The sequence below is a fragment of the Rathayibacter oskolensis genome, assembly GCF_900177245.1.
GTDB lineage: Bacteria > Actinomycetota > Actinomycetes > Actinomycetales > Microbacteriaceae > Rathayibacter > Rathayibacter oskolensis.
Genome location: NZ_FXBM01000001.1, coordinates 837,112 through 853,689 on the forward strand (window position 1 = coordinate 837,112; position 16,578 = coordinate 853,689).

Here is a 16,578-nt window from a genome sequence, read left to right on the forward strand (position 1 = left end):
GGTCGCAGCCGCAGAAAACCTAGCCCATGGTCGCGCACGCGAGGTGGCGGCACCGGCGCGCGGCGACCGCTCCACTTCTGTGCGTCATGATAATCTCCTCGAATTGCCCGCTTAGGCGGCCCTGACACCCCCTTTGACCGAAAGGCAGCCGTGCCCTCCATGCGCCGTCGCTTCCTCGTCGCGGGCGGAGCGGGATTCCTCGGTTCCAACCTCTGCGCGGAGATCCTCCGCCGAGGTGACGAGGTCGTCGTCCTCGACAACCTGATCACCGGATCGACCCGGAACCTCGCTCCACTCCTCGCGCACCCCTCCCTCACGTTCGTCGAGGCCGATGCGGCGTCCGCGATGGATCTCCCGGGTCCCTTCGACGTCGTGCTGCACTTCGCCTCGCCCGCGTCGCCTCCGCGCTATCTCGCGCACCCGATCGAGACCCTCCACGCGGGATCGACGGTCACCGAGGCTCTGCTCGAGGTCGCCAAGCGCGACGGCGCCCGCTTCGTCGTCTCCTCCACGTCGGAGGTGTACGGGGACCCGCACGTGCACCCCCAGCACGAGGAGTACTGGGGCAACGTGAACCCCAACGGGCCGCGCAGCGTCTACGACGAGGCCAAGCGCTACGCCGAGGCCATCACGTTCGCGTACCGCCGCTACTTCGAGGTGAACACCGGAGTGATCCGGATCTTCAACACCTACGGCCCGAACATGGACATCGACGACGGTCGCGCCGTGCCGGCGTTCGTCAAGGCCGCACTGACCGGTGCGTCGATCCCGATGCACGGGGACGGCACCCAGACCCGGTCGCTGCTCTTCGTGGACGACCTCGTCGACGGGATCCTCCGGATGGCCGACTCGCAGGACTCGGGGCCGATCAACCTCGGCTCGGTCGACGAGCTCGAGCTGGGCGAGATCGCCCGCCGGATCGTCGCGATCATCGGCAGCGACTCGCAGATCCACTACGAGCCGCGCCCGGTCGACGACCCCGAGCGCCGCAAGCCCGACATCACGAAGGCCCGCGAGATCCTCGGCTGGGAGCCGACCGTCTCCGTCGAGGACGGACTGACCCGCACCATCGCCTGGTTCGAGTCGACCGTCGTCGCCGCCGCGAAGTAGAGAGAGAACCGACGACCCGTGAAGCTTTCCATCCTCATGCCCGTGTACAACGAGCAGGCGACGCTCCAGAAGGCCGTCGACCGCGTTCTCGCGATCCGGTTCCAGGAGGGGGTCGAGATCGAGTTCGTGATCGTCAACGACGGCAGCAGGGACCGCACCCGCCAGATCCTCGATGCGCTCGAGGATCCGCGCATCCGCGTGTTCCACCAGAGCGTGAACCAGGGCAAGGGCGCGGCGATCAGCCGAGCCGTCAAGGAGGCGACGGGCGACTACGTCATCATCTGCGACGCCGACGAGGAGTACCGCCCGAGCGAGATCCCCTCCCTCCTGCAGCCCGTTCTCGACGGCGACGCCCAGCTGGTCTACGGAAGCCGCACGTTCGGCAGCCACACGTCGTTCTCGTACTGGTACGTGATCGGGAACAAGGGCGTCAACCTCGTCACGAACATCCTGTTCAACGCCTACGTCTCGGATGTCGAGACCTGCTTCAAGCTCATGCCCCTCGCGCTCTACCGCTCCCTCGACATCAAGGAGAAGGGCTTCGGCATGGAGGCGGAGGTCACCGCGAAGCTCCTCGCCCGCGGCTACCGCCCGTACGAGGTCGGCATCAGCTACAAGGCCCGCACCCGCGAGGAGGGCAAGAAGATCACCGTGAAGGACGGCTTCGAGGCCCTCTGGATCCTCCTCAAGATCCGCGTGCGCGAGGGTTCCCGGACCCGCCCGCCGCAGGTCCCCGCGGCCTGACGTGGGAGACGTGAACGGGGGCGCCGCCGCCGCTCGGCCGGGCCTCCTGGGGCGCCTCAAGGCGATCTACCGCGGCCTGATCACCTACGCGCTGAAGTTCGGAGTCGTGGGGATCCTCGGTCTCGTCGTCGACGTGACCGTCTTCAACCTGCTGCGCGTCGGCGGGATCGGCGGCGAGCACCTGCTCTCGGGGCCGATCGGCGCGAAGGTGGTCGCCGTCGCGGCAGCGACCGTCGTGACCTGGTTCGGCAACCGCTACTGGACCTTCCGCGAGCACCGGCGCAAGAACTACCTGCTCGAGCTGGTCGAGTTCAGCGTGGTGGCGACGGCCGGCATGGCCGTGAACCTGCTCCCGCTCTACATCTCGCACTACGTGCTCGGGTTCGACAACCTCGTGGCCGACAACATCTCGGCGAACGTCATCGGGCTCGCGCTGGCCACCGGCTTCCGCTTCGTCCTCTACCGGTACTGGGTCTTCGGGCACCACCGCTCCGGTGGAGTCGTCGAGGCCAGAGAGGCCGAGATCGCCGCGGCCGCGCTCTTCGAGAGCGACGAGGCCGCCGTCAACGACACGGCGTCCCTCCGGCGCCTGCTCTGACCCGAGGTCGCGAGCGGCCGGCGGGAGTCGCTGCCCTGCTCGGCCGCGCGCCCCGCCTAAGATGGCTGGGTGCCTGAAGAGACGACTGCAATCACCTCCCCCGGCGAAGGCCCGGACGCTCGAGAGGAGACCGTCGAGCAGCTCCGCGCCCGGCTCGACGAGCTGCTGAACGATCCGCTCGACGAGTGGGCCGCCAACATGCACTTCGGGGGAGCGCACTTCGTCGCCGACTTCGAGAGCACGCTCTCGTGGAAGGTCACCCGCCCCCTGCGCGCCGCACGCACCTTCCAGATCAGGGTCGGGCAGCTCGGCCTCCCGGGAGCGGTGCGCCACTCCATCCGCTACGCGCAGCGCCGTTTCGGCGGTCGGGGCCGGTGAGCGACGTCGATCTCGCGGGCCGCGACGCCCGCCGCGCCTTCGTGGTGCAGCGACTCGAGCAGATCGCTCCGTTCGTCCTCGACGATCCGGAGGAGTCGGCCGGCCTCGCCCGCCGCGGTCCCGGCCCGTTCCTCGACGAGATTGCGCGCGCGGTGCAGCGCCGCGACGCCGACGACCTGACCTGGCTCTCGCTCACGGCGTTCCTCGGCGTCTACCCGGTTCCGCACCTCTTCAGCTGGTTCAAGCGCTCGCTCCAGCTCGCGAAGCCCCACGAGGCGATGCGCGTCTTCATGGTCGCGGGCACGCGCGCCTCCACCGGCTACCACGACCTGTCGACGACGCTGTCGGTCGTCACCGGCGCCGTGGTCGTCGACGTCGACTTCTGCGCGCGGAACTCGCACGCGACCGGCATCCAGCGCGTGGTGCGGCAGACCATGAAGCGCTGGCACCGCGACTACGACCCCATCCTCACCGCGTGGGAGCACGGCTCGATGTCGCTGCGCCGGCTCGGCGCGGGCGAGCTCGAGCGGGTCGTCGACTTCGAGACGAGCTCCGCCCGCGACTGGGATCCGGGTCGCCCCGAGCGGGTCGACTTCATCGTCCCGTTCCGCTCGACGCTCGTGCTGCCCGAGGTTCCCGCGATGGGGATCTGCGCACCCCTGGCGGCCCTCGCCGAGTTCTCGGGCAACACCGTCAGCCTCATCGGCTACGACGCGATCCCCGTGGTGAGCGCCGACACGGTCCCGCCGCAGGAGAGCCTGCGGTTCGTCAACTACCTCACGGTCGTGAAGCACTCCGACCGCGTCGCCGGCATCAGCGCGGCGGCGACGGAGGAGTTCGCCGGCTTCAACGCCGCCCTGCCCGCCCAGGGACTCGAGGGTCCCGCGCTCTCGACCGTGTCGCTCCCGGTGGAGGCGCCGCCGCTGCAGGAGGCGAGCGTCGAGGAGGCCGACGACCTCCCGCTCGTGCTCTCGGTCGGCAGTCACGAGCCGCGCAAGAACCACCTCGCCATCCTCTTCGCGGCGGAGATCCTCTGGCGGGAGGGCAAGCGGTTCCGCGTGCGCTTCATCGGCGGCGGCAACCCGTGGGCGACGCAGGTGTTCGACGTGCGCATCCGCGAGGCCCAGCGCCGCGGCCGCACCGTCGAGGTCATCCGCGGAGCCGGGGACGCCGTGCTGCTGTCGTCGTACCGCCGCGCGCGGTTCTTCGTCTTCCCCTCCACCCACGAGGGCTACGGCCTGCCCGTCGCCGAGGCGCTCGCGCTCGGCATCCCCGCGATCACCTCCGACCGGGGCTCGCTCGCCGAGATCGCGGCCGACGGCGGCTGCCTGACCGTCGATCCCTACGACGACGACCAGCTGGTGGCCGCGATGCGCGAGCTGCTCGACTCCGACGAGCGCGTCGCCGAGCTCACCGCCGAGGCGCTCGCCCGCCCGGCGCGCACCTGGAACGACTACTCCGCCGAGCTCTGGGACGCCCTGGTGCCCTCCACCGGCGAGCACCACGAGGAGGAGCACGATGCGTGAGCCCACCGCTCTCGAGCGCCTGACCCTGCTGCTCGAGACCCTCGAGCCGACCACCGCGCCGGCGCGCGACCTGCCGACCCTGATCGGTCAGCTCGACGCGGCCCTCGGCGAGCCCAGCTTCGAGCAGACCTGGCTGCTCCTCGCGGTCGTGACCGCGGAGCTCCCCGACCGCGAGCAGGTCGTCGAGTCGCGCCGCTCCGCACGGCTCGACGGCGTCGCCGCGCTGCTCGAGGCGCTGATCAAGCCGACTCCGGCCTCGCGCGTGCTCGACGCCGTGCGCGCGCCCAGTGCCGTCGTGATCGCCCGCCACGCGGTACTGGTCGACGTCCACCACACCGCGCGGACGGGCCTCGCGACCGGGATCCAGCGCGTCGTGCGCAACACGATCGTCGAGTGGAACAGCCGGCACGACATCACCCTGATCGTCTGGGACGACGCGATGACGGGCTTCCGCGAGGTCGGGAACGAGCTGCGGACCAACGCCCTCTACGGCTCGGCGCCCGAGGCGAAGCTCGACCCCCACGCTCCCGTGGTCGTGCCGTGGGAGTCGCTGTACGTGCTCCCCGAGCTCGCGATCGAGGACGCCCGCAGTGCGCGCCTCGCGGCCTTCACCGAGTTCAGCGGCAATGCGACGACCATGATCGGTCACGACTGCGTCCCGCTCACGACGGCGGAGACGGCCCACGGCGGCATCAGCGGGCAGTTCCCGCGGACGCTCGTCGCGGTCTCGCACATGGACCGCGTCGCGACCGTCTCGTTCGCCTCGCAGACCGAGTTCCGCGGCTGGCGCGGGATGCTCGAGGGGGAGCGCGGCCCCGACGTCGACGCGATCCCGCTGCCCGCCTCCGCGGGGGGCGACGTCGACTTCGACGATGCGGCGACCCGCGAGGCGCTCGGTGCCGGGGAGGGACTCCCTCTGGTGGTCTGCATCGGCAGTCACGAGCCCCGCAAGAACCACCTCGCCGTCCTGCACGCGGCCGAGCTCGTCTGGCGTTCGGGCGTCGACTTCACCCTCGCGTTCATCGGCGGCAACGCGTGGAGCAGCGAGGAGTTCCAGGGTCGGATGCGGGCCCTCCAGGACGAGGGCCGCTCCGTCGACTCCTTCTCGGCCATCACCGACGAGCTGCTCTGGAACGCCTACCGCAGCGCGAGGTGCACGGTCTTCCCGTCGCTCAACGAGGGCTTCGGCCTGCCCGTCGCGGAGTCGCTCGCGGTCGGCACACCCGTGATCACCTCGGGCTTCGGCAGCATGAAGGACATCGCCGCCCAGGGCGGCGCCCTGCTCGTCGACCCGCGCGACGACCACTCGATCCGCGACGCGCTCGCGACGCTGCTCACCGACGACGAGGTGCACGCCCGGCTGAGCGCCGAGGCGGACGCCCGGGTGAACCGCACCTGGGGCGAGTACGCGGACGAGCTGTGGAGCTACGTGACGCAGGTCGCTCCGGCGGGCGTCTCGGTCGTCTGACCGGCGGGTCGGGCGCTCGCGGACGCTCGGGCTCGCGGCCGATCAGGCGCGCGCGAGCCCCACGGCCGCGTCGGCGAGCGCATCGGCAGCCTCCGTCCAGGGTCGGATGACGCCGGGATCGACGCGCCGAGGCGTCGCCAGCGCTGTCCGGATCGCGTCCCGCAGCGCCTCCTCGTCGCCGACAGGGACGAAGCGCGCCGCCTCCTCGTGACCGCGCAGCGCGTCCCGGATTCCCGGGATGTCGGAGACGATGACGGGGGTGCCCGTGGCCACCGCCTCGAGTGCGGGGAGCCCGAAGCCCTCGTGCAACGAGACCAGCGCCAGGGCGTCCGCCCCGGTCATCAGAGCCGGCATCTCGTGGTCCTCGACGAACACCGGCGAGAGCCTGACGTCGGCGCCCCCGGCCGTCGCCTCGTCGACCGCGGCGCGGACGTCGTCGTCGTCCCAGGAGGCGGCGCCCACGATGAGGAGGGTGCGGCCGGCCGGCCGATCGGCCGCCGCGAAGGCGCGCACGAGCGCGGCGACGTTCTTGCGCGGCTCGATCGCTCCGACGAACAGGAGGTAGCGGTCGACGCCGACCCTCCGGGTCACGGAGGCGACCTCCTCCGCCGACCGCGGGTGGAACGCCGTCGCGTCGACTGTGGTGGGGAGCACCCGGAGCCGGCTCTCGGGGACGCCGAGGTGCTCGGCGATCTCGGCCGCCGCCGACGGGGTCCCCGTCGCGACCAGGTCCGACCTGGCCAGCCACCCGGGCATCCGCGTGGTCAGCAGCGCACGTCGCGCCGCCGGGACCAGCTCGGGCGCGACGGCGAAGCAGGCGTCGTGGACGAAGGTGATCGAGCTCGAGCGCCGGCTCACGGCCCAGTTGCGGTAGTTGGGGAAGAAGTACACACCGCGACCGACGAGCAGGTCGAGGGGGAGGGCCGTGCGGGTCAGGAGCCCGACGACGCGGCGGGGGAGGGGGACGCCCCGGACCGCGAACGGGAGCCCCCGGCGCCGCACGGCCGCCGTCTCGGAGGACGGCGCGAAGAGGACCACCTCGAGCCGGTCTCGGAAGCGGTCGTCTCCGAGTGCGCGCAGCGTCTCGAGAAGAACGTGCCCGACTCCGGTCAGCCGGTCGGCGGCGAGCGGAGTGGCGTCGACGAGCAGCCGGACGCGCCGGACGGTCACGCCCGGGTGACGCCGCCGACGGTCGCCGACGCGCTGACGTCGACCAGGCCGACCCGCTTGGTGGTGCGCTCGACGGTGAAGCGGGCGCCCACGGGGACGCGGGTGAACTCGCCGTTCTCGAGCGTCGACGCCGACGCGTGGACCGCGTAGGTCCCGCCGCCGAAGTGGGTGTCGGGGAGGTGGAAGATGACGGTGGTCTCCTCCGTGAGCGGCGGGTGCTCGAAGCCCAGACGCATCGTGTTGGTGCCGAACACGACCTGGCCGAGCGGGGTGTCGACGCCGATCCCGACGAACCACCTCTCGAGGGGCGTGGAGCTGAGCGGCCGGAGGGTCACCCGGATCTCGAGGTCGTCGCCCGGCCGGAGGGTGCGGTTGCCCTCCTCGAGCGTGCCGCCCTCGAGCTCGATGCCGACGATCTCGGCGGGCTGGACCTGCTCCGGCTCCTCGCCCGACTCCTCCGCCTCGATGACCGCCTCGGCGGTCTCGCGCTCGACGCGCTCCTGACGGGACGACTCGAAGCCGTTGCGGAGCACCTCGAGCCCGCGCGCGGTCTCGCCGTCGTAGATGACGGCGCCGTGCTCGAGCACCACGGTGCGGTCGCAGAGCTCCCCGACCTGCTCGAGCGAGTGAGTCACGAGGACGATCGTCTTGCCCGCACGCTGGAAGGCGCGGATGCGATCCATGCACTTGCGCTGGAACGGCTCGTCGCCGACGGCGAGGACCTCGTCGACGAGGAGGAGATCGGGGTCGGTGTGGATGGCGATCGCGAAGGCGAGCCGCACGTACATGCCCGAGGAGTAGAACTTAACCTGCGTGTCGATGAAGTCGGCGATCTCGGAGAAGTCGACGATCGAGTCGAACTTCTCCTCGAGCTCGCGGCGCGACAGGCCGAGGATCGCCCCGTTGAGGAAGACGTTCTCGCGGCCGGTGAGATCGGGGTGGAATCCCGCTCCGAGCTCGAGCAGCGCGGCGAGGCGCCCGCGGCGCTCGACGGTGCCGGTCGTCGGCTGGATGATGCCGCCGATGAGCTTGAGCAGCGTGCTCTTGCCCGACCCGTTGGCGCCGATCAGGCCGACCGTGGATCCCAGGGGGATCTCGAGGTCGATGTCGCGCAGCGCCCAGAAGTCGTCTCGGTGCTGCTTGCCGCGGCCGAAGTTGACGACGCGCTCCTTGAGGCTCTTGTCCTTGCGGATGACGAAGCGCTTGGAGGCGTTCTGCACGCGGATGATGGTCGGCATCTGCGCCGCATCCGGGAGGGCGATCTCGGTCTCGAGGGTCATGCGATCAGATCTCCTGGGCGAAGTTGCCCTCGAGGCGGCGGAAGATGCGGTGCGCGACCCACACCAGCACGACGCCCACGAGGAAGACGATGAAGAGGTGCAGAGCCATGTCCGCCGGCCAGGGCTGCCCGGCGATGGTGCGGATGCTCCCGTCGCTCTGCTCGATCTGCGTCTCGCGCGAGCCCGGCCCCCAGATGGCGCGCTGGAAGGCGAGCATCGCGTTGGTCATCGGGTTCAGGAGGTAGATCTGCTCGAGCCACGCCGGGACCGTCTCGACGACGAACGACCACGCGTAGGTGATCGGCGAGAGCCAGAAGAAGATGAGCAGCCCGACCTCGACGAGGAACTGGATGTCGCGGAGGTAGACGTTGAGCGCCGACAGCGCCAGGGCGAGCGCGAGCCCGTAGACCAGCGTCACCGCGAGTGCGGGGAAGATGAAGAGCAGCTGCCAGCTGAACTCGAACGCTCCGAGCGCTATCGCCCCGACGATCAGCACCAGGAACTGCACTGCGAAGTTGAACAGCGCGGCGCCGATGGTCGCCACCGGGAAGATCTCGCGCGGGAGGTACACCTTCTTGATGAGGCCGGCGTTCGCCAGGATCGAGGTGGTGCCGGTCGCGACGATCTCGCTGAAGAGGTTCCACAGCGTCAGGCCGCAGAAGACGAAGATCGCGAAGACGGGGATCCCGCGGGCCGCGCCGAGGAACTGCCCGATCGCGACGTAGTAGATCATCAGCATGACGAGCGGGCGGATGAGGGTCCAGACGAAGCCGAGGCTCGAGTCCTTGTAGCGCGCCTTCAGCTCGCGGTTGACGAGGAGCTTGAGCAGCTCGCGGTGCCGGAAGATGTCGACCAGGGCCGAGACGAATCCGCTGGAGCGGCCCTCGCCGGGCTGCGTACCGCTCTGGTGGAACGGTTCCCGGGAGATCGCGTCGACGCGGTCGACCGCGCGCGTGATCGTCGATTTCCTGCTGCTCATCGGTCTCCCAGCCATAGCACTGCCGTGACGGCAGCCAGATCATTGTACGTACCCGCCCGAGCGCCGAGCGGAGGCGGCGCGGGGCGGTGGCGGCGCGTCAGCCCGCTCGCCGTGCGAGATCGAGGTCGTTCTCGACCATCCTCGCGACGATCTCCTCGAAACCCACGGTCGGCGCCCAGCCCAGTTCCCTCCGGGCCTTCGAAGCGTCCCCGCGCATCTCCGGGGCGTCGACGGGCCGGGCGAAGCGCGGATCGATGACGACCCGGCCCTCCCAGTCGTCGATCCCGGCGGCGGCGAACGCCGCACCGACGAACTCGCGCACCGAGTGCGAGACTCCCGTCGCGACGACGTAGTCGTCGGCCGAGTCGGCGCGGGAGGCGCGCAGGAGCGCATCGACGTAGTCGGGCGCCCACCCCCAGTCGCGCCGGGCGTCGAGGTTGCCGAGCGAGAGCTCCTCCGCCGTGCCGGCGGCGATGGCGGCGACGCCCGCCGTGATCTTGCGGGTGACGAAGCTCTCGGGCCGGCGCGGCGACTCGTGGTTGTAGAGGATCGCGGAGGAGGCGTGCAGCCCCCGCCCGCGGTACACGCCGACCAGCAGGTGCGCGAACGCCTTCGCGGCTCCGTAGGGGGAGACCGGGCGGATCGGAGTCGACTCCGTCTGCGGGTTCTCGGTGGCCGCTCCGAAGATCTCGGAGGAGGAGGCCTGCACGAACCGGACCTCGCGACCCGAGGACTCCTGCAGAGTCAGCGCCGCCTCGAGGAGTGCGGCGACCGCCGTGCCGGTGACCTCGGCGGTCAGCACCGGCTCCTGCCACGACTGCGCGACGGAGGAGATGCCGGCGAGGTGGAAGACCGCGTCGGGGGCCGCCTCCGCGACCGCCCGGCCGAGACCCTCGGGACCGCGGAGGTCGCCCTCGAGGGGACGGACGGCCGCGGGCAGCGCGGCGTCGTCGCCCCCGCGCACCAGGGCGGAGACGTCCCAGCCGTCGGCGAGCAGGCGCTCGACGAGGTAGCCCCCGTCCTGCCCGCTCGCCCCGGTGACGAAGGCGATCGGCACGACCGCTACCTGATCAGGGCGGACTGCTCGGCGAGGTCGTTCTCGACCATCATCGAGACGAGCTCGGGGAACGAGACCTTCGGCTCCCAGCCGAGGACGTCGCGGGCCTTCGCCGGGTCGCCGATGAGCAGGTCGACCTCGGCCGGACGCATGAACGCGGGGTTCTGCGTGACGTAGGGGGTCCAGTCCTCGATGCCGACGTGGTTGAAGGCGATGTCGAGGTACTCGCGGATCTCGTGGGTCTCGCCCGTCGCGACGACGTAGTCGTCCCCCTCGGGCTGCTGCAGCATCCGCCACATCGCGTCGACGTAGTCGCCGGCGAAGCCCCAGTCGCGCTTGGCGTCGAGGTTGCCCAGCTCGAGCGACTCCTGCAGGCCGAGCTTGATCCGCGCGACCGCGAGGCTGATCTTGCGGGTGACGAACTCGGGGCCGCGTCGGGGCGACTCGTGGTTGAAGAGGATGCCGGAGGAGGCGTGCATCCCGTAGGACTCGCGGTAGTTGATGGTCATGTAGTGACCGAAGACCTTCGCGACGCCGTAGGGCGAACGCGGCCAGAGCAGGGTCTCCTCGCTCTGGGGGACCTGCTGGACCTTGCCGAACATCTCGGAGGAGGAGGCCTGGTAGAACTTGACCCGCGACATGTCGTCGCCGGCGTAGAGGCGCGTCGCCTCGAGGATGTTCAGGACGCCCTTGCCCGTGACATCGGTGGTGAGGGACGCGTTCTCCCACGAGTAGGCGACGAACGAGATCGCGCCGAGGTTGTAGACCTCCTCGGGCTGGGCCACCGCGAGCACGCGCACGAGGCTCGAGACGTCGGTGAGGTCTCCGGTGAGCAGCTTCACCTCGGGGACGGTGCGGCGCACGAGCTCGTACTTGGGGTTGTTCTGCCCGCGGACCAGGCCGAAGACCTCGTAGCCCTTCGAGAGCAGCAGCTCGGCGAGGTAGAGGCCGTCCTGGCCGGTGATTCCGGTGATCAAAGCGCGGGGCACGTGGTGGTCCGTTTCGTCGGGGTCGATGACAGCGGGCTACATACTACCCACCGGCCTCCCCGGCGCCGGGGAGCAGGAGCGCGCAGGGGGCCGCGGTGCAGGCGTGCGCCGGTATCCTGACCCGGCTCGGACACGTGCACCCGCCGTCACGATTGGACGCCATGCCGGACAAGCTCGCCGTCACGCTCGCCGTGCTCACCGTCGATCCCGGCGGCATGGGCGGAGGCGAGACCTACGCGCGGGCGCTCACCCGGCTGCTCGTCCCGCGACCCGGCGAGGAGGGGCTGCGCGTGCGTGCTCTGGTGCCCGAGAACGCCCGCGGCTTCTCGGAGGGAGTTCCCGAGATCGTCGCCGACGGGGTCGTCAGCGGCGCCGGTCACCGCCGGCGGGCGATCGGCATGCTCCAGGCTCTGGTGCGGACCGTCCGGCTGCGCCGGACGCTGGGCGCGGGGGAGATCCTCTACTTCCCGTTCACCGTCCCCCTGCCCTACCCCTCGCGCAGGCAGGGGCACGTGCAGATGCTCTTCGACCTGCAGCACCGCGATCTGCCGCAGCTCTTCCCGCTCGTCGAGCGCGTCTTCCGACGCGTCGCCTACGAGGCCACGGCGCGGCGCGCCGACGCCGTGATCACGATCAGCGCCTTCACGAAAAGCCGCATCGTCGAGCTGCTCGGCATCCCGGAGGAGCGGATCCACGTCTCGCACCTCGGAGTCGACACCTCGCGGTTCCGGCCGAATCTCGCCGAGCGCGAGGACTTCGTCTTCTATCCGGCGCGCGCGTGGCCGCACAAGAACCACGAGCGGCTGTTCGAGGCCCTCCGGCTCCTGCGGGCCGAGGGCCACCCGCTCCGTCTCGTGCTCACGGGAGGCGACCTCGACCGGCTCGCGCCGCTGCCCGACTTCGTCGACTGGCGCGGCCACGTCTCTCCGGAGGAGCTCGCCGATCTCTACCGCCGGGCCGCGGTCCTCGCGTTCCCGAGCCTCTACGAGGGCTTCGGCCTGCCTCCGATCGAGGCGATGGCGTCGGGCTGCCCGGTGGCGGCGGCCGATTCGGGGTCGCTCCCCGAGATCTGCGGCGACGCGGCCGTCTACGTCGACCCGCTCGAACCGCGCTCGATCGCCGACGGGATCCTCGAGGCGATCGACCGGCGTGCCGAGCTCGCCCCCCTCGGAGTCGAGCGAGCCGCCCGCTTCAGCTGGGAGCGCTGCCGCGAGGAGCACCTCGCGGTGTTCCGCGCCGTCGCCGAGCGTCGCGGTGTCAGTCGCGCGCGTGCAGGAGGCGGCGCCAGCTGAGCCCCTGCGCGGCCCGCATCGCGCAGATCACCAGCAGCAGCCAGCCCGCGTCGAGCAGGATCGAGCTCTCGGCGAGGGCGGTGACGATCAGCACGGTCAGCACGAGCACCGGCCAGACGTGCACGACGGCCTTGCGCTCGGAGGCGATCAGCCAGGAGCGCCACAGCGCGAGGCCGACGAGCACCAGGAAGAGGACGACTCCGACCACCCCGACCTGGAGGGCGAGGTCGAAGACCGCGTTCAGGCTCGACGAGTGCGGCCGGCGGGAGAGGTAGTCGATCGCGGTGAACGGGTACAGATCGGTGCGCCAGTAGCCGACCCACCCCCAGCCGATGATCGGGGCGAGGTCGGTGAAGCGCCAGACCTGCTGCCAGAGGGTGAGCCGGAACTCGAACTCGCTGCCGGCGTTGAGCCGGTCGATGACCTGCGAGCGGAAGATCCAGGCCGTCAGCGCGGCCGCCGCCGCGACCCCGAGCGTCACGTACTGCCGGGTGCGCCGGCCGGCCCCGTCGCCGCGGCGGACCCAGCGCAGGGCGAGGGCCACCACCGCGGCGACGACGAGCACGCCCGCACTGACGGCGGAGCGGGTGAACAGGAGCGTCAGGGCGGCGAGCACGATCGAGGCGACGGCCGGACCGCGGGCGACGGACCGCGTCATCAGCTCGACCGAGAACGTCACGATCGCGATCAGGCAGACCAGGCCGAGCTGGTTGCGGGTGCCGACCAGTCCCTGGATCGGACCGCCGGACGCCAGCAGTCCCTCGACGCCGAGGAAGCGCAGCGGCCGGTCGATGAGGACGCCCGCGAGCACCTCGACGGCGATCGAGCCGATGAGCACCACGCGCATCACATCGCCGACCGCGCGGATGATCTGGATGATGTCGCGGGTCAGCCCGATCGCGATCGCCAGGAAGGCCAGCGCGAACTGGTAGGCGACGCTCGAGACCGTCGCCCACTGGTAGCCGCTCCAGAGGACGCTGAGCCCGATCCACCCGAGGAACACCAGGATGCTCGTGGGCAGCAGCCCCTCCCAGTCGAGCGTGCCGCAGCGCAGGACCAGCATCCCTCCCGCGAGGATCGTGAGCGCGGTGATCGCGGCGATGTACCCGGGCCAGCCGATGACGCCGCGGACGGCGGGAGCGCAGAGAACGGCGAAGAGGGCGGTCTGCGCGAGCGCCGCCGCGAACTGCGGCGAGGCCATCGCATCCGCGAGGGACGCCGGGAGCGCGGACGGCGTCCGGCCGCTCATCGACCGGGGCGCTCGACGGCGAGGGGGATCGGCTCGGCGGTGAGCACGTCCTCGGACTCGTTCGCGGGCTGCTTGGTGAGGACCGCGAGGGCGACGAGGAGCAGCCAGCCCCCCTCGATCAGGATCCGGCTCTCGGCGAGGGACTGGGCGAGCAGCGCGACGACCAGCAGCAGGGGCGCGAGCGAGAGCGCCGAGTAGGGGAGGGTCGTCGTGGCACTGCGCCGGGGCCGATCGACGGCGCGGAACCAGGAGCGCCACAGGGTCGACGCGGTGAGAGCGACGAAGAGGACGAGGCCGACGAGCCCGAGCTGGAACCAGACGTCGAGCCACGCATCGTGCGCCTGCAGGTAGAGGACGCCCTTGCGCTCGGCGAGCGTGTCGAACGGAGCGGCCCACGGTGCCCAGTAGCTCACCCAGCCCCAGCCGAGGAGCGGGCGCTCCGAGGCGAGTCCCCAGACCGCCCTCCAGATGTCGAGCCTCCCGGTCGCGTCCTCGCTCTTGCCGAGGACGCCCAGCAGCGCGCTCCAGCCGACGGCCGTCCCGACGACCACGGCGAGGGCGACTCCCGCGGCGGTCGCGTACACCGGGCGCCGCCCCGCTTCTCCGCGTCGCCTCGCCCAGAGCGCGAAGACCACGGCCAGGGCGACGGCGAGGACGCACAGGATCACCGTGGAGGAGCGGGTCAGCAGGAGGGTGGCGACGAAGAGCGCGATCCAGAGGACGCCCCAGCGCCGCCCGATGCTCCTGGCCGCCAGCTCGATCACGACCACGATCAGCCCGAGGAGCGCGGCGAAGCCCAGCAGGTTGCGGTTGCCCACGAGACCCTGGATCGGTTCTCCCGTGAAGAGAGCGGAGAGCGACCAGTAGAACGCGTCCGGGATCCGGCCCTCCGGCAGGTCGATCACGAGCGGGAGGACGGGCGCGCGCACGAACACGGCGACGACCAGCTCGAACAGGAGGGAGAGGCCGACCGTGATCCGCAGGGCGCGCCCGAGGGCGGTGACGAAGGCTCCCGCGCTCAGCGTCAGGGCGAGGACGACGCCGCCGAAGCTCGTCGCGAGCTGCGCGGCGACGCCGATCGCGCTCGCCCCGGGGTAGGCCGACCACAGCAGCGAGAGCACGACCAGCGCGAGGAACGCGACGAGCGCCTTCGGTGTGCGGCTCCAGCGCAGCCGTGGGCGCTCGCGCAGGACGACGACCACGAGGGCGATCAGGAGAGTCACGACGACGGCGCCCCAGCCCCACCAGCCGGCCAGGTTCCGCAGCGCCTGACCGCCGACCATGACCGTGAGCACGGCGACCGCGAGCGCTCGGGGAGCGGCGGGCGCGGCGCGTCGGATCATGGCGAACAGTCTAGGGAGCGGGCGGGCGGCCGCGGCTCAGACGAAGGCCGCGCTGCCGGTGATGGCGCGTCCGACGATCAGGGTGTTCATCTCGCGCGTGCCCTCGTAGGAGTAGAGCGCCTCGGCGTCCGCGAAGAACCGCGCGACGCCGTAGTCGAGGACGATGCCGTTGCCGCCCATCACCTCGCGGCACCAGGCGACGGTCTCGCGCATCCGCGTCGTCGTGTAGGCCTTGGCGAGCGCGGAGTGCTCGTCGCGCTGCTCGTCGTCGTCGAGCATCTCGGAGACGCGCGTGGCCAGCGCGATGCTCGCCGTGATGTTGCCGATGCTCTTCACCAGCAGGTCCTGCACGAGCTGGTGCTCGACGAGCGGCTTGCCGAACTGGACCCGTTCGCGGGCGTAGCGCAGGGCCGCGTCGTAGGCGCCGATCGCGACTCCGATCGCCTGCCAGGCGACCTCGGCGCGGGTCAGCCGGAGGACCTTCGCGGTGTCGCGGAAGGAGTTCGCGCCCTGGAGGCGGAGCGACTCGGGGACCACGACGCCCTCGAGCACGATGTCGGCGTTCTGCACGGTGCGCAGGCTCTGCTTGCGCGCGATCGCGGTCGCACGGTAGCCGGGCGTCGAGGTGGGGACGAGGAAGCCCTTCACCTGCGAGTCCGCGACGTCCTTGGCCCAGATGACGGTGATGTCGCTGAAGGTCGCGTTGCCGATCCAGCGCTTGGCGCCGTCGAGCACCCAGCTGTCGCCCTCCCGGCGCGCGGTCGTGCGCAGGCCCTGCGCCGAGTCCGACCCCGACTGGGGCTCGGTGAGTCCGAACGCGCCGATCACCTCGCCCGAGGCGAGCTTCGGGAGCCACTCGGCCCGCTGCTCCTCGGAGCCGGCGACGCCGACGGTGCCCATGACCAGACCGTTCTGGACCCCGACGTAGGTCGCGATGCCGGCGTCGACGCGACCGAGCTCGAGCGCGACCCAGCCGCGGAACACGGCCGAGTTCTCGATCGCCCGCGTCTCGGGCCACGAGAGGCCGATCACGCCGGTCGCGTGGATCCCGGGGATCAGGTGGCGCGGGAACTCCGCCCGCTCCCAGAAGTCGTCGGCGACGGGTCGGACCTGCTCCTCGAGGAAGGCGCGGACGCCGACGAGGAGCTGCTTCTCGTCGGGCGAGAGCCGCCCGGCGAAGCCGTAGAAGTCGGCCGCCAGGATCTCGAAGGTCGTGCTGTCCATGTCCATCGCTCCCTTGCTCGGTGACGCATCGCCGGGGCCGCGACAGCGGCGACGATGCGGCTCGTGCCAGCGTACGAAGGACTCGGGGCGGCCGTCGCACCCGCTGGCGGAGTGCGCCAAGGCGCTCGCCGTCTTCGGCGGTCGCCCTTGTAGATCCTGCTAGCGTCGGGG

General features: G+C 71.2%; 15 protein-coding genes. 7 read left to right on the forward strand and 8 right to left on the reverse strand.

Going from position 1 to position 16,578, the window contains the following annotated elements; translation table 11 throughout:
• Positions 1-159: 159 nt before the first annotated feature.
• The 6 genes from B9Y99_RS04205 (at position 160) to B9Y99_RS04230 (ending at position 5,824) form a co-directional block, all read left to right on the forward strand.
• The gene (locus B9Y99_RS04205; RefSeq protein ID WP_085476230.1) at positions 160-1,110 is read left to right on the forward strand and encodes an NAD-dependent epimerase/dehydratase family protein; all 951 of its coding nucleotides are present in this window, start codon (positions 160-162) and stop codon (positions 1,108-1,110) included.
• Between the two features lie 18 nt (positions 1,111-1,128).
• A complete protein-coding gene (locus B9Y99_RS04210) occupies positions 1,129-1,854 on the forward strand; it encodes a glycosyltransferase family 2 protein (RefSeq protein WP_085475313.1) in 726 nt (241 codons plus the stop codon).
• Between the two features lie 10 nt (positions 1,855-1,864).
• A complete protein-coding gene (locus B9Y99_RS04215; protein ID WP_085476231.1) occupies positions 1,865-2,452 on the forward strand; it encodes a GtrA family protein in 588 nt (195 codons plus the stop codon).
• 69 nt (positions 2,453-2,521) lie between these two features.
• Complete coding sequence (locus B9Y99_RS04220; protein ID WP_085475314.1) at positions 2,522-2,830, forward strand: hypothetical protein; 309 nt, start codon at positions 2,522-2,524, stop codon at positions 2,828-2,830.
• On the forward strand, positions 2,827-4,356 hold the full coding sequence (locus B9Y99_RS04225) for a glycosyltransferase family 4 protein (protein WP_085475315.1): 1,530 nt from the start codon (positions 2,827-2,829) through the stop codon (positions 4,354-4,356). Before B9Y99_RS04220 ends, B9Y99_RS04225 begins: the two co-directional genes overlap by 4 nt.
• A complete protein-coding gene (locus B9Y99_RS04230) occupies positions 4,349-5,824 on the forward strand; it encodes a glycosyltransferase family 4 protein (RefSeq protein WP_085475316.1) in 1,476 nt (491 codons plus the stop codon). Before B9Y99_RS04225 ends, B9Y99_RS04230 begins: the two co-directional genes overlap by 8 nt.
• Before the next feature lie 42 nt (positions 5,825-5,866).
• On the opposite strand, the gene B9Y99_RS04235 is transcribed toward B9Y99_RS04230, so the two are convergent.
• The 5 genes from B9Y99_RS04235 to B9Y99_RS04255 form a co-directional block, all read right to left on the reverse strand.
• Complete coding sequence (locus B9Y99_RS04235; protein WP_085475317.1) at positions 5,867-6,994, reverse strand: glycosyltransferase family 4 protein; 1,128 nt, start codon at positions 6,992-6,994, stop codon at positions 5,867-5,869.
• On the reverse strand, positions 6,991-8,274 hold the full coding sequence (locus B9Y99_RS04240) for an ABC transporter ATP-binding protein (protein WP_244274763.1): 1,284 nt from the start codon (positions 8,272-8,274) through the stop codon (positions 6,991-6,993). The genes B9Y99_RS04235 and B9Y99_RS04240 overlap by 4 nt, the downstream gene beginning before the upstream one ends.
• Positions 8,275-8,278: 4 nt before the next feature.
• Positions 8,279-9,253 (reverse strand): ABC transporter permease, encoded by a 975-nt coding sequence (locus B9Y99_RS04245; RefSeq protein WP_085475318.1) that lies wholly within the window; start codon positions 9,251-9,253, stop codon positions 8,279-8,281.
• A 97-nt stretch (positions 9,254-9,350) separates the two neighbouring features.
• On the reverse strand, positions 9,351-10,310 hold the full coding sequence (locus B9Y99_RS04250) for a GDP-mannose 4,6-dehydratase (RefSeq protein WP_129587887.1): 960 nt from the start codon (positions 10,308-10,310) through the stop codon (positions 9,351-9,353).
• A 5-nt stretch (positions 10,311-10,315) separates the two neighbouring features.
• Positions 10,316-11,299 (reverse strand): GDP-mannose 4,6-dehydratase, encoded by a 984-nt coding sequence (locus B9Y99_RS04255; RefSeq protein ID WP_085475319.1) that lies wholly within the window; start codon positions 11,297-11,299, stop codon positions 10,316-10,318.
• 161 nt (positions 11,300-11,460) lie between these two features.
• Here B9Y99_RS04255 and B9Y99_RS04260 point away from each other — a divergent pair, with 161 nt between their 5' ends.
• The gene (locus tag B9Y99_RS04260; RefSeq protein WP_085475320.1) at positions 11,461-12,591 is read left to right on the forward strand and encodes a glycosyltransferase family 4 protein; all 1,131 of its coding nucleotides are present in this window, start codon (positions 11,461-11,463) and stop codon (positions 12,589-12,591) included.
• Here the strand turns inward: B9Y99_RS04260 and B9Y99_RS04265 are convergent.
• Genes B9Y99_RS04265 through B9Y99_RS04275 form a run of 3 tightly spaced genes read right to left on the reverse strand, consistent with a single transcriptional unit; the run spans position 12,557 to position 16,407 of the window.
• Positions 12,557-13,792, reverse strand: a complete 1,236-nt coding sequence (locus B9Y99_RS04265; RefSeq protein WP_165759529.1) for an O-antigen ligase family protein — start codon at positions 13,790-13,792, stop codon at positions 12,557-12,559. The two genes, B9Y99_RS04260 and B9Y99_RS04265, sit on opposite strands and share 35 nt — an antisense overlap.
• A 44-nt stretch (positions 13,793-13,836) precedes the next feature.
• Positions 13,837-15,183, reverse strand: coding sequence for an O-antigen ligase family protein (locus tag B9Y99_RS04270; protein ID WP_085475322.1), 1,347 nt, complete (start codon positions 15,181-15,183; stop codon positions 13,837-13,839).
• Between the two features lie 36 nt (positions 15,184-15,219).
• Positions 15,220-16,407 (reverse strand): acyl-CoA dehydrogenase family protein, encoded by a 1,188-nt coding sequence (locus B9Y99_RS04275; protein ID WP_085476234.1) that lies wholly within the window; start codon positions 16,405-16,407, stop codon positions 15,220-15,222.
• Positions 16,408-16,578: the final 171 nt, after the last annotated feature.

Excerpts from the sequence above, each read along its gene's own strand:
- B9Y99_RS04245 (WP_085475318.1), bottom strand. The coding sequence starts at position 9,253 with ATGAGCAGCAGGAAATCGACGATCACGCGCGCGGTCGACCGCGTCGAC.
- B9Y99_RS04240 (WP_244274763.1), bottom strand. The coding sequence starts at position 8,274 with ATGACCCTCGAGACCGAGATCGCCCTCCCGGATGCGGCGCAGATGCCG.
- B9Y99_RS04265 (WP_165759529.1), bottom strand. The coding sequence starts at position 13,792 with ATGGCCTCGCCGCAGTTCGCGGCGGCGCTCGCGCAGACCGCCCTCTTC.
- B9Y99_RS04270 (WP_085475322.1), bottom strand. The coding sequence starts at position 15,183 with ATGATCCGACGCGCCGCGCCCGCCGCTCCCCGAGCGCTCGCGGTCGCC.
- B9Y99_RS04260 (WP_085475320.1), top strand. The coding sequence starts at position 11,461 with ATGCCGGACAAGCTCGCCGTCACGCTCGCCGTGCTCACCGTCGATCCC.
- B9Y99_RS04205 (WP_085476230.1), top strand. The coding sequence starts at position 160 with ATGCGCCGTCGCTTCCTCGTCGCGGGCGGAGCGGGATTCCTCGGTTCC.
- B9Y99_RS04230 (WP_085475316.1), top strand. The coding sequence starts at position 4,349 with ATGCGTGAGCCCACCGCTCTCGAGCGCCTGACCCTGCTGCTCGAGACC.
- B9Y99_RS04275 (WP_085476234.1), bottom strand. The coding sequence starts at position 16,407 with ATGGACAGCACGACCTTCGAGATCCTGGCGGCCGACTTCTACGGCTTC.